Annotated in this window: 13 protein-coding genes and 1 tRNA gene; 13 read left to right on the top strand and 1 reads right to left on the bottom strand. The window is 64.0% G+C overall.

Annotated features, from left to right (window positions below):
• The 9 genes from G394_RS21545 to G394_RS0117040 form a co-directional block, all read left to right on the top strand.
• The coding region (locus G394_RS21545) for a hypothetical protein (RefSeq protein WP_028578676.1) at positions 1–198 on the top strand (198 nt) is incomplete at its 5' end.
• A gap of 297 nt (positions 199–495) precedes the next feature.
• Complete coding sequence (locus G394_RS0117075; protein WP_028578675.1) at positions 496–732, top strand: hypothetical protein; 237 nt, start codon at positions 496–498, stop codon at positions 730–732.
• Entirely contained in the window at positions 722–1096 is a 375-nt protein-coding gene (locus G394_RS0117070) for a hypothetical protein (protein ID WP_028578674.1), read from the top strand. Before G394_RS0117075 ends, G394_RS0117070 begins: the two co-directional genes overlap by 11 nt.
• A 2-nt stretch (positions 1097–1098) precedes the next feature.
• Positions 1099–1593 (top strand): hypothetical protein, encoded by a 495-nt coding sequence (locus tag G394_RS0117065; protein WP_028578673.1) that lies wholly within the window; start codon positions 1099–1101, stop codon positions 1591–1593.
• Positions 1594–2107: 514 nt separating this feature from the next.
• Positions 2108–2323, top strand: coding sequence for a hypothetical protein (locus G394_RS0117060; protein WP_028578460.1), 216 nt, complete (start codon positions 2108–2110; stop codon positions 2321–2323).
• Positions 2320–3009 carry a head maturation protease, ClpP-related gene (locus tag G394_RS19810; RefSeq protein WP_084435797.1) on the top strand — a complete coding sequence of 230 codons (690 nt, stop codon included), beginning with the start codon at positions 2320–2322 and terminating at the stop codon, positions 3007–3009. The genes G394_RS0117060 and G394_RS19810 overlap by 4 nt, the downstream gene beginning before the upstream one ends.
• Positions 3010–3031: 22 nt before the next feature.
• A complete protein-coding gene (locus G394_RS19805; RefSeq protein ID WP_051307296.1) occupies positions 3032–4309 on the top strand; it encodes a phage major capsid protein in 1278 nt (425 codons plus the stop codon).
• A 3-nt stretch (positions 4310–4312) separates the two neighbouring features.
• Positions 4313–4780 carry a hypothetical protein gene (locus G394_RS0117045; RefSeq protein ID WP_028578672.1) on the top strand — a complete coding sequence of 156 codons (468 nt, stop codon included), beginning with the start codon at positions 4313–4315 and terminating at the stop codon, positions 4778–4780.
• Between the two features lie 164 nt (positions 4781–4944).
• A complete protein-coding gene (locus G394_RS0117040) occupies positions 4945–7362 on the top strand; it encodes a tape measure protein (RefSeq protein WP_028578671.1) in 2418 nt (805 codons plus the stop codon).
• 109 nt (positions 7363–7471) lie between these two features.
• Here the strand turns inward: G394_RS0117040 and G394_RS0117035 are convergent.
• Positions 7472–7548: transfer RNA gene (locus tag G394_RS0117035), tRNA-Arg, on the bottom strand.
• Between the two features lie 172 nt (positions 7549–7720).
• Between G394_RS0117035 and G394_RS0117030 the strand changes: the two genes are divergently transcribed.
• The 4 genes from G394_RS0117030 to cmk all read left to right on the top strand — a co-directional run bounded on the left by G394_RS0117030 (position 7721) and on the right by cmk (position 12185).
• The gene (locus G394_RS0117030) at positions 7721–8947 is read left to right on the top strand and encodes a bifunctional folylpolyglutamate synthase/dihydrofolate synthase (RefSeq protein WP_028578670.1); all 1227 of its coding nucleotides are present in this window, start codon (positions 7721–7723) and stop codon (positions 8945–8947) included.
• 10 nt (positions 8948–8957) lie between these two features.
• Positions 8958–10364 carry an L-seryl-tRNA(Sec) selenium transferase gene (gene selA / locus G394_RS0117025; RefSeq protein ID WP_028578669.1) on the top strand — a complete coding sequence of 469 codons (1407 nt, stop codon included), beginning with the start codon at positions 8958–8960 and terminating at the stop codon, positions 10362–10364.
• 62 nt (positions 10365–10426) lie between these two features.
• Positions 10427–11542, top strand: a complete 1116-nt coding sequence (hisC, locus tag G394_RS0117020) for a histidinol-phosphate transaminase (protein ID WP_028578668.1) — start codon at positions 10427–10429, stop codon at positions 11540–11542.
• On the top strand, positions 11520–12185 hold the full coding sequence (gene cmk, locus G394_RS0117015; protein WP_043776392.1) for a (d)CMP kinase: 666 nt from the start codon (positions 11520–11522) through the stop codon (positions 12183–12185). The genes hisC and cmk overlap by 23 nt, the downstream gene beginning before the upstream one ends.
• The last annotated feature ends 364 nt before the right edge of the window (positions 12186–12549 follow it).

Raw genomic sequence — 12549 nt, 5'->3', positions numbered from 1 at the left:
TTTCTTCTTGAACAGCCCGAGCCGGTCAACCAAGTGCTCATTACGGACCATTTTATGAGTGTGCCGGGCGTGTCGTATCATCGAGTGCGCGGCGTTCTTCAGGCGTGCGCCATATCGGAATATCACGCCAAGCCAGGGCAGATTTTTATTCGAGACGAGGGCCAGTACAACCGAAAATCTTACGGGGTTGTGCGCTGATTGGTCAGTTTTTCATTTTGAAAAACGACTCATGGAAATTCAGTTTTTCAAAAATCCCTGTCGGGGGGGTAAACTGAATAACTGTAAAAACTGTAAAAACTGAAAAACTGAAAAACTAAGTCATTACATTGAGTTAGAGATTTTCGAGGACCAAATCAGTTTTTCAGTTTTTCAGTTTTACCCCCCCCCTCTGAAAATGAAAAACTGGCGAAAAACTGGCCAGGGAAAGCAACCTTCCCCTTTGGCGAAAACCTTCACGGGCGGTGCACGACCGACCCGGCAATATAGGAATCAATCATGGCCTACTTCGAAAAACTCTTGAATCTGGAGATGTCCCTCAAGCCCGGAACGGTTCAACACGTTGGCGTCTTCCATGACGACGACTGCGGAATCTTCGCTGGCGGTGCCTGCAGTTGCAACGCGGACGTGAAGGTGCTGGACGGGCCGATGCCTCTGAAGTGGTCCCAGGACTTCCGGCGGCGGTGCCGGGAGAAGCGTAAGGCGGCGCGGAAGGGTGCAGGCAATGGCGCGTGACCCCTTCCGACTGATCGACCCGCCCGACGACAAGGACCAACTACTGAAGGTCGCCCACCTAGCGTGTCAGTGCCGGGAGCACGGTGTCAACCTGGTGAACGTCGGCGGCTGGATCCTGCCCTTGTGTGCCCTTCCCTGGAGCCCTGAGCGGGCCACGGCGCTACGCCGGACCCTGCATCACGTCGAGCGGTGCCGGGGCTTCCTGCAGGCTCACAGCGAGGCGTTCCCGGCCATGGACAGGGCCGAGGCCGAGAAGTGGCTGGCCGACCTGCACCGGATCCATGGCGCGGGTGCCTGGCCCTGCTGGTGGAGCAAGGCCGTGGTCGGGATTGCCCAGACAATCATCAACATGGTGGAGGCCTAAAAATGAGCGCGACATGGTGCCCGGCCGCTCGGCTGGCTGAGATCGTCGGCGAAGAGGCGGCCGCAATCCTGCTTCGGGAAAAGGCATCCCGGCCCTTGTACGTCCGGGCACGGGCGCCGCACCCCGACCTCGTGGAGTTGATAGGCGCCGGGCCTGCGGCAGCCCTCTCCGCGACCTATGGCGGGCAGGATATTATTCTGCCCACGTCGGCCATTCGCCCGGAGCCCCGCAAGGTCCGCGTGGCCGAGTTGCTGGAGGCTGGCGCATCCATCCGCGACGTTGCGGCCGAGGTCGGCGTTTCGGCGCGGTTCGTGGGCGAGGTCAAGCGCGACCTCGGACTGTCCAGGCCCAGGCGGAAGCCCAAGGTCGGGCGTGAGGTCATCGAGGCCATGGTCCGGGCCGGGCGCATGGACGCCGAGATTGCCCAGTCCCTCGGGGTGCCACAGAAGCGCGTCTGGTGCGTGCGCCAAGAGATCCAACGCGAGGCCAGGGCCTGACCCAGGAAGCCGCTGAAAAGCGGCTTTTTTCGTGCCCCCTGTTCGCCCGTCTCCGGGGCGCGTCCAGGCGGGTGGCCCATCTGTCGGGCAATGGCCCTGCGAGGCCACGGCGGGCGCGTGGCGATGCGAGGCGCGGGCCTGCGGGGTGCGGACGATCCGGCCCGGGGGGGGGCGAATCTTCGCAAGACTCGCGCCAAGACCGGCGTGCCCTCTACAATTTTTGCGTTGTCAAAATCAGGGCGGTTTTGGGCGGCGCTGCGGAGATTGAGAAGGTGTTTGAGGCGAAGGTGAATCCGGAAACGATCAAGAGCAAGGTTCTACGAGCCAAGGCTGGTTCAAATGAACCAGTGGCCGAAAACCTAGACGCACCAACGGTTAAGCCTGGCCACACTGGCCACAAAATAAGCCCGGCAGAGATCGTGGAGGAGGTCGGGCGGCGACCCCGCGAACGAGTTCAGGGGAGTTGAACACGTTTGATCTGTTGCACAAGGGCCTCAACGAACGGAGGCCCTTTATGACTGAAAAAAAAATCCATGGAATCAGGCTGACCCCTGCCACGGCCAAGCGCTTGAAGGTCGAGGCCGCCAAGGCTGGCCTGCCCCAGGGCGAACTGCTGGAAGCTCTCCTCATCTTGGTGGAGCGCGGACAGTTGACCGAAGTGGACCTGGCTCGCGCCATGACGGAACACCACATGCGCGGCCACAGCCTCCCGCAAGGTGGCCCCCGATGAGCGCCCGACTCTCTGCGCGTGAGTTGCTGGCCCGGGCCGAGTCCGAGGCCCTGGCCCGGCAGAAGGCTGGCAAGCCCGTCCTGACAAGCCCCGCCCCTACATTCAACGCGGCCAAGTCTGAGGCCACGCTCTACATCTACGACGCCATCGGGAGTTGGTTTGGCATCGACCCCCGCGAATGGGTGCCGGAGTTCGCCCTTATCACGGCGAAAACCATTCATCTGCGCATCAACTCCCCTGGTGGTGCAGTTCTCGACGCTGAAGCAATGCGCGTTGCCATCGCCCAACACCCTGCAAAGGTCATTGCCCATGTCGACGGGCTTTGCGCGTCCGCAGCAACGGGCCTAGCCATCGCGGCCAACGAGGTGGAAATGGCATCCGGCGGCGCGTTCATGATCCACAATAGCTGGGGCGTCTGCGCCGGCGGCGAAGAGGAAATGCTCAATTATGCTGCCCTGCTTCGTCAGACCACGAACAACATCGTGCAGACCTACCGGGCCAAGACCGGCAAGCCGGAGAAGCAGATTCGCGAGTGGATGAACGCGGAAACGTGGTTCACGGCGGCGGAAGCCCTCCACCACGGATTCGTGGACCGGATTTTCACGCCCGGCCAAGCGGCGGACCCGGACAAAGAACGACGCGCCCGCGCCCTGGCCCTGGCTGAACTTTCCCTGAACAATTTTTAACTTCGCAAAAAAGGAGTTTCACATGGACCTCATGACCCTTCGAGAAACGTTGGCCGACAAAGTGACCCTGGCCCGCGCCCTTCAGATGAAAACCGACTTCGGCCCCGAAGACCAGAAGGCCTTTGACGGTCTGATGAACGACGCCAGAAAAATCGAATCCCGCATCCAGGCAGTCATGCGCCTGGACGGTCTCTCCGACCCCCAGGACGCTCTTTTTGTGGCCGGCAGTGCCGGCGAAGCCAGCATTTCCATCGTCAACCAGCCCCGCGTCTACAAAGACCTGGGCGAGCAGATGCTCGACGTCATGGCCATGACCACGGGCACGGACATGCGGGCCAAGAGCGCGGCCGCTGAAAGGTATCAGCAGATCGTCAACGCGGCTGGCGGCAATACCAGCACCCCCTCCGAGGGCGGTTATCTGGTGGAGACTGACAAAGCGGCCGACATCGCCACCACGGCCATTCAGACCGGCGTCTTTTCGTCCCGGTGCTCCATCCAGCCCATCGGCCCAAACGCCGATTCCTACAGCTACTTGGCCGCGGATGATCGTGACCGCTCGGATGGCAAAATCAACGGCGTCCAAGTCTACCGCAAGGGCGAAGCCGACCTGATGTCCTCCAGCGGCAAGGCCAAGCTGAAGGAGCGCGAATTGCGCCTGGAAGACTTGTACGGACTGGTTTATGTGACCAACCGGATGCTCAGAGACGCGCCCGCCATGGCCGCCTATACGAAGCGCGTGCTGCGTGAGCAGTTGGCCTTCAAGCTCGACTACGAAATCTTCCAGGGCTCCGGCGCGGGTGAATGCTTGGGCATCACCAATTCCGCCCTGCCCATTACCGTGGCCAAGGAAGGCGCACAGGCGAACGACACCATCGTGGCGGAAAACGTCGTCAAGATGATGGCCCGCTTCAAGGGCAACATCCGCAACGCGGCCTGGTTCGTGAATCAGGACTGCCTGCCCCAGTTCCCGCTCATGAAAGTCGGCGACCAGCCCGTGTTCACGCCCGACTTCCGGGGCAATCCCTTCGGCGCCCTGTTCTCCCTGCCCATCGTGCCGGTGGAGTTCTGCGAGACCTTGGGCGACCTCGGAGACATCGTGCTTGCCGACTGGAGCCAGTATCTTCTGATTCAGAAGGGCGGAGTCGAGGAGGCCGAGTCCATCCACGTGAAGTTCCTGACCGACGAGACTGCCTTCCGGTTCATCATGCGGAACAACGGCCAGCCACTCCACGACAAGCCTATCACGCCGCTCAAGGGCTCGAACACGCTTTCCCCGTTCGTGATGCTGGAAGCGAGGTAGGCCATGAACATATCTGAACACGTCAAGATCGTTGAGGCCATCGCCCCCCAAGTGGGGGCGGCCATTACCGGCGACTACATATCCTTGAAAAAGGCCGGGCACGTCACGGTGCTTGTCCACGTCGCACAGGGCCACGCCGACCCTGTGGCCATCACTATCGAGCAGGCGACCGTCGTTGCCGGCACCGACTCCAAGGTCATCACCAACGCGGTGCCCATCTATTTGGTCGCCGATTCCGCCACGAGCGACGCCTGGGTTCGGCAGACCGACGACGTGGATTACACCACGAGCGCGACCCTGAAGCACAAGTTGGTCGCTTTCGAAATCGACGCCGCGTCCCTGGACGTGGCCAACGGCTTCGACTGCATCACCGTGAAGACGGCCGCCAGCAACGCGCTTAATGTGACCAGTGCGGTCTACCTGCTTTCAGATCTGCGCTACGGCGTCGGCGCGTCGGCCATCGTGGACTAAGAAATTTCTTGCGCTGGCCCTGCAGTTCGGCGCTGGAAGCGTCCTACTACCTCATGGACACATCAAACCGAGGCGCGGCGCTTGGAGCAAAGCGTGGAGGTTTGAGCCCGCCCTGGAGAAATCTGGGGCGGGTTTTTTTCAAAAAAAAACAATAGGAGTGCGCCGTGGCTATCCGAATTCCCGGCATCTTTGTTGAAATCCAAGGCGATTATACCCAACTCCGGGCGGACCTGAACACCGCGCGCGGCATCGTGAACGGGGCGGCCACGGATATGTCCAACTCCCTGAACAATGCCCTCTCCCCTCGGCAGGCAGGGAACGGCATCAACGCGCTGATTGCGGACTTGTCCAAGCTCAACAACGCGTCGAAATTGACCGGCAAGGAATTCGACGCCCTCGGGGTGGACCTCGGCCAGTTGCAGCGGCTCACGGGGTTGACAGCGGCCGAGTTCTCGCAACTTCAGACGCGGATGCTCCAGACGAAAGCGGCCCAGGTTCAGGAACGGGCGCTGCGGTCGGTTGCCCAGGCCGCGGGGCTGACCCGCCACGAGATCCAGCGTTTAGGCGCCCAAATGGGTGTCGACGCCCTGGCGGTCCGGCGCGTGGCCGACGGCATGAGCGGCGCGGCCGATTCCGCGGGCATGTTGGGCATGGCGGCGCGCACTGCGCTTGCATATTTGAGCGTTGACGCCGTGGCGCGGTTTGGCAAGGCCGTCCTCGACAGCGGCATAGCTATGGATTCGCTGCAGCGCTCGTTCGTGGCCATCACGGGAAGCGAGGCCGGCGCCGCGGAACTTATGGGATGGCTCCGGGACGAAGCAAGCCGACTCGGACAAAATTTCTACGAATTGGCCCCGGCCTTCAAATCACTGACGGCGGCCGCCCGAGGAACGACGCTTGAAGGCGAGGAAACCCGCAAGATATTCTCGGCAGTCACGGCCGCGTCAACGGCGTTGGGACTTTCCGTCGACCAGACAAAGGGCACGTTTTTTGCCATGGAGCAGATGATTTCGAAGGGCACCGTGAGCATGGAGGAATTGCGTAGGCAGTTGGGCGACCGACTTCCGGGCGCGTTCCAGTTGGCGGCCAGGGCCATGGGCGTCTCGACGGCCGAACTCAATAAGATGGTGGCCGAAGGCCAAGTCATGGCTGACGATCTGCTTCCGAAGTTGGCGGCCGAGCTCCAGCGCGTCTACGGCCAAGCGGCCCAGACGGCGGCCTTGGAGAGTGCCCAAGCTGCGGTCAATGGCCTGTCCGAGGAATGGACCGACCTGAAGAACAATATGTTCCACAGCGAGTCGGCCGTGGCAGGAATCAACCTTGTCACGGAAGCCATTGCGGGCTTGAACGCCATGATTGCCCAGGTTCAGCAAGGCAAGACCCACTGGATTTGGGACGGGCTCGCCATGGAACCCATGGACCCGAGCAAATACCGCGCGAAGGTCAACCGTGATATGGTTATGCCCGCATACGTCGCTCCGGCGGCGACCGTGGCGGAACCCAAGGCCCAAAGCAAATCGGAAAAGGCGGCGGCTGACCGGGCCACGAAGGCGGCACAGAAGGCCTACGAGAAGATGCTGGAGGATGGCCGGAAGGCGGCCGAGGCCATCGACAAGTGGGGTTCGGATTACGAGAACGCGCGCGTCAAGGCCATCGCCGATTCCGTGGCCACGAACCAGCGGGCACTGGAACAAGACCTGCAGCTCGTGACCGAGTTCGCCGACAAGTTCAAGGCCGTGGTCCTCGGAGAGACGGAATTCAAAAAGGCTCAGATTGACGCGCAGGCGGCCGCCTACCTCAAGGCCGGCGCCGACGAGGTGGCCGTGGCCCGGTGGGTGGCCGCTGAAAAGCTCGCCATTTCCCGTGACTGGCAGGATGGAGCGACGAGGGCCCTGCAGGCCTACGCCGACGAGGCCGGCAACGCAGCGGCGGCCGTCGAGGACGTCATGGGTACGGCCTTCCAGGGGATGGAAGACATGATCGTCGAGTACGTGCGGACCGGCAAAGCGGAGTTCTCCGACCTGGTGAGCCACATCAACGCCGAAATTGCCCGCCTGGCCTTCAAGTCCCTGGCGTCCGAGAGCTACAACTGGCTTAACGACGTGCTCAAGGTCGGAATGTCGGCGGCGTCCGCATACTTCGGCGGCGGAAGCACGTTAAACCCGTCCGTGGCCCCGTCCGGCGCGTCTGGCCTCTACTACTCGGTTGGGCACCATGGCGGCGGCATCGTGGGTTCTGAGGCGTCGTTTATGCGTCCGGTGCCTGCGGAGACATTCGCGGGCGCTCCCCGCTTCCACAGTGGCCTCATGCCGGACGAATTCCCGGCCATCCTGCAGAAGGGAGAGGGCGTCTTCACGAAGGGCCAAATGGAAGCCATGGGCGGCGGGGCATCGAACGGCGAGATCATGGCCGTGTTGCGTGAGATTGCCCAGGCCACCAGGGCGCAGCGAGGCACCAAGGTGGTGAACGCCATAGGCAAGGGCGCCATCGCCAACGAGTTGTCAGGGACCGAGGGCGAACAGGTTGTGTTCAATCACATTCGCAGGAACCCCGCGGCCGTGCGGCGCATGTTGGGACTGTGATTGTCCCCCACCGGCCGAAAATCGAGGCTGGCCGGGCTTTTTGAGGTGGGGGATATGGTGGGGGAAATAGAAAGGGCTTACAGGTTTTTTCTGTAAGCCCTTGATTTTGTGGCGCGCCAGGGAGGACTCGAACCCCCGACCGATTGCTTAGAAGGCAATTGCTCTATCCGCCTGAGCTACTGGCGCGCGTGAGAGGAAAACTGGGTATTGATTGCGGCTCTGAAAGTCAAGCGGAGGCTTGCGGGATTTCAGTTGCCGCCGGGTGGGGAACCTTTTATGAAAGCTGCCCGGGTGGGGATTGCCGGCGGGTTGCGGGCCGCCGGAGCGTGTTTTTCACTGTTGGAGCCTGTGAGCGGTCATGAAGTTCGTTTCTTTTGCCGGGTTCGAGGAGTATCTCGACGGTCTGGGGCTTTTTTCCATGCAGTTGGGGCTGTCGCGCATGCACGAGGCTCTGGGGCGGCTCGGCCTCGGGAGGCCGGGGCGGATGGTCGCCCATGTGGTCGGGACCAACGGCAAGGGGTCCACGTCCGGGTTTCTGGAAGCCCTGGCGCGCGGGCACGGGTTGTCGACGGGGCTGTACATCTCCCCGCATCTGGTCGGGGTGCGCGAGCGCATCCGCGTCCGGGGGCGCATGCTGCCCGAGGAGCGTTGGCTCCAGGAGGCCAACGCGGTCATGGGCGCCTGCGCGGACGTGGGGTTGACCTATTTCGAGCTGCTGACGGTCATGGCCCTGCGGATTTTCGGCCGCGAAGGGCTCGACCTGGCCGTGCTGGAAGCCGGGCTCGGCGGAACCCATGACGCGACCTGCGCCGTGGACGCCGATCTGGCCGTCATGACGCCGGTGGGCATGGACCACGAGCATGTCCTGGGGCCGGCCCTGGCCGACATCGCCCGCGACAAGGCCGGAGCCCTGGGGCGCTGCCCGGCGGTGACGGGTCCGCAGGAGCCTGAGGTCATGGAAATCTTTCGTGCGGCGGGCGCGGGGCGTGATTTTCTGTGTCTGGACGATTGCCGCGTCGAAGCCGGGTTCCGCATCCCGACGGAATCCGGGCCTGTCCTGCTGACCCCGGACCTGCTGCCCGGCCACCCGCCGTATCAGCTCGGCAACGCCGCTCTGGCCCTGCTGGCCTGGAGCCGTCTGGCGCGCAGCGGAGGCTGGCAATTTGACGCGGGTCTGTGTACACAAGTCCTTGGCAGGACGCGTTTTTCCGGGCGATTCCGCCGTCACGGCAACGTTCTCGTGGACGGTGCCCACAACCCCATGGGCTTGGCCGCCCTGTGCGACGCCCTGGAAGGGTCGGGGGAGCGTTTCGAGCGCCTCGTGTTCCAGGCCATGCGCGACAAGACCCTGGAGCCGGCCATCCTCGCTAGGCTGCGGGGCCTCGCGGACGAGATCGTGGTCCCCAAGCTCGCCCTGGAGCGGGCCAGCGACCCCGAAGATCTGGCCGCGCTCCTCGGGCCTCGGGCGCGAGTCGCGCCGGACCTGGGAGCGGCCTTGCAGGGGGAGGTGAAGACTCTCGTCTGCGGCTCCCTCTACCTTGTGGGCGCATACTACGAGCTTCACCCGGAACATCTTGAACCCTAAGGAGATCCCGGTGTCATCACTCTTTCGGCACATCCCGTCGGTGGACCGCTTTCTGCACGAACTGGAGCAGGACCAGAGCCTGGCCGGTCTGCCGCGCCCGCTCCTCAAGGATCTCGTGGGCGAATTTCTGGACCTCTGCCGCGAGGAGATCCGCTCCGGGGCCATCGCCGCCGAATCCGACCTGACCCTGCCCGCCCTGTGCTCCAGGGCCCGCGCCTACGTGCGTTTCGCCTCACGGCCGCATTTCAGACGCGTCCTCAACGCCACGGGCGTGGTCATCCATACCAATCTCGGCCGCTCCATCCTGGCCGACGAAGCCGTGCAGGCCGTGACCCTGGGCTGTCGGCACTACTCGAACCTGGAGCTGGCCCTGGAGACGGGGCAGCGCGGCAGCCGTTACTCCCACGTCGAAAAGCTGCTCTGCAGCCTGACCGGGGCCGAGGCGGGGCTTGTGGTCAACAACAACGCCGCGGCCGTGCTGCTGGTCCTCGACACCCTGGCCAAGGGGCGCGAGGTCGTGGTCTCGCGCGGGCAGCTCGTGGAGATCGGCGGGTCCTTTCGCATCCCCGAGGTCATGCGGAAGAGCGGGGCCGTGCTGCGCGAGGTCGGTGCCACCAACCGCACCCACCTGCGCGACTACGAGGAGGCCATCGGCGACGAAACGGCCATGCTCATGAAGGTCCATACCTCCAACTACCGCATCATCGGCTTCCACAAGGAGGTCGACGCGGCCGACTTGGCGACCCTGGGCCGCGAGCGCGGCCTGCCGGTCTTCGAGGACCTGGGCAGCGGCAACCTCTTCGATTTTTCGCCCTACGGCTTCATGCCCGAGCCCACGGTGCAGCAGGTGCTCAAGTGCGGGGTGGACGTGGTCTCCTTCAGCGGCGACAAGCTCCTGGGCGGGCCCCAGGCCGGCATCATCGTCGGCCGCAAGGAGTACATCGACCGCATCAAGAAGAACCAGCTCAATCGCGCCCTGCGCATCGACAAGATGACCCTGGCCGCCCTGGAGGCGACCCTTCGCCTCTACCTCGACCCGGAGCTGGCGCGGCGCAAGGTGCCGACCCTGGCCATGATCACGGCCGGCCGCGAGGAGCTGCTGGCCAGGGCCAGGCGTCTGCGGCGTCGGCTATCCAAGGACATGGCCGGGCTGGCGACGGTCGGGGTGAAACCCGGATTTTCGCGCGTGGGCGGGGGCTCCTTCCCGGAGCAGGACCTGCCCACCAGCCTGGTGACGGTCGCGCCCGCTGCCATGGATGTGGAGGCCCTGCGCCAGGGGCTTCTGGCCACGGACATCCCGGTCATCGGCCGGGTGGAGGACGGGCGCTTCTGTCTCGACCCGCGGACCCTCATGGACGAGGAGTTCCCGCTGGTGGCCGCTGCCGTACGGTCGGTGCTGGTCGCAGATGCGGACTGAAGAATGGCAGGATACGTGACACTGCGCGCCGCATGCCCCATGCGGCGCATCAAGGAGAATATATGACCAAGGTTCCTGTGCGGCCGGAGATGGAGGGCTTCAAGCCCTATTCTCCGGGCCTGAGCATCGACGAGATCAAGAAACGCTACGGGCTGTCGCGGGTCATCAAGATGGCCAGCAACGAGAACCCGCTGGGCACGTCGCCCGTGGTCCAGGCGCGCCTGGCCTCGGCCTCCCCCTTGGCCTTCCGCTACGCCCAGGCCGGCTCCCCGGCCCTGAGCGAGGCCATCGGCGCGCATCTGGGCGTGCCGGCGTCCTGCGTGGTGGCCGGCAACGGCTCCGACGAGATCATCGACCTGCTGCTGCGCGTGGTGGCGCGGCCGGGCATCGACAACGTCGTCGCCTTCAGGCCGTGCTTCAGCATCTACGACGTGCAGTCGCGGCTGTGCGGGCTGGAATTCCGTCAGACCGACCTGAACGCCGACTTTTCCTTTCCCTTCGACGCGCTCCTGTCCCTGACGGACGAGAACACGGCCCTGGTCTTCGTGACCAACCCCGACAACCCTTCGGGATACGCCTGTCGGGCCGACGAACTGGTCGCCCTGGCGGCCAAGCTGCCCCCGCGGGCGCTGCTGGTCGTGGACGAGGCCTACGTCGATTTCGCCGAGCCCCTGGACGAGTTCACCATGCTGCCGCACTTCGGCAAGATCCCGAACCTCGTCATCCTGCGCACCTTCTCCAAGATGTACGGGCTGGCGGGGCTGCGCCTGGGCTACGGCGTCATGCCCGAATGGCTGGCGGACCTGCTGCTGCGGGTCAAGCTGCCCTTCAGCGTGAACATCCTGGCCGAGCAGGCGGGGCTGGCGGCCCTGGAGGACGATATTTTCCTGTCCGAGACCCTGCGCGTGGTGCGCGAGGGCCGGGAGCTGCTGACGCGTGAGCTGACGGCCATGGGCTGCACGGTCCGGCCGTCCCAGGCCAACTTCCTGATGTTCGACCCGCCCATGGACGCGCGGACCCTGTTCGAGGGGCTGCTACAGCGCGGGGTCATCATCCGGCCTCTGGCCAGCTACGGCATGCCCGGGAAACTCCGGGTCAGCATCGGCAACGAGGATGAGAACCGTGAATTTCTGGTCAAAACAGCGGAGGTGCTGCGTGATAACCATCGTCACTCTTGACGGGCCGGCCGGGGTCGGCAAGACCACGCTGGCCACACGGCTGGCCGATCTCCTGGGCATCGCCTACCTGGACACGGGCGCCATGTTCCGTTCCGTGGCCTTTGCCTTCGGGGATGGCGCCTGGGAGCGGCCCGTGGACCAGCTTGTGCCGGAGCTCAATCGCCTGGATTTCGATCTGGAGGGGGTAGGGAAGAATTCGGAGCTGCTCTTGAACGGCTACCCGCTCTCGCCGCAGATCCGCACCGAGGAGGTGGGGCTGTGGGCCTCGCACCTCGGGCGCATCCCCGTGGTGCGCGACTTTCTGCGCCGCAACCAGCAGGCCATCGGACGCATGACGTCCCTGGTGGCGGAAGGGCGCGACATGGGCAGCGTGGTCTTCCCCGACGCCAAACACAAGTTCTTCCTGGACGCGTCCATCGACGTGCGCGCTAAGCGCCGCTTCTCCCAGCTCAAAGCCATGGGCATGGAGGAGGACCTGGAGCGCATCCGCGCCCAGATCCGCATCCGCGACGACCAGGACCGCAACCGCGTGGTGGCGCCCCTGAAGCCCGCCCCGGACGCCGTGATGGTCGACACCAGCGCCCTCGACGTGGACCGGGTGCTGGAGAAGCTCGTGGAGCACATCAAGGAAAGGGGCTTGTAGGAGGCCGTCGGCCGGGATTGCGCCTGGGCGTGTTGCGGCCGGACGAGGAGGCGGAGGCCCGCCTTGCATGCGTGCGCATCGCCACGGAGTCATCCCCGCGCAGGCGGGGATCCAGCTTCGGGTTTGCGATATCCGGTTGGAAAGGCATGCATTCCCGCCTGCGCGGGAATGACGTGATGGTGTTGCGGATGTAGGAGATGTGGTCGGGCGCAGTGCCGCCATCTGCATCGACCCATCCGGATTCGCGAAGTCCCGGTCGGAGATGGATGGTGTGAAAGCGTCAGGAGACCGCTGCTGATCGATTGTGGCAAGGCGTGAGCCGATTTTGAAGGGCGAAGTGTAGCGTCTGCATGAGCCCTTCAAA

The organism is Desulfomicrobium escambiense DSM 10707 (assembly GCF_000428825.1).
Classification (GTDB): Bacteria; Desulfobacterota; Desulfovibrionia; order Desulfovibrionales; family Desulfomicrobiaceae; genus Desulfomicrobium; species Desulfomicrobium escambiense.
Note: the sequence above shows the minus strand (reverse complement) of the source record. Positions and strands in the feature narration are given on the sequence as shown.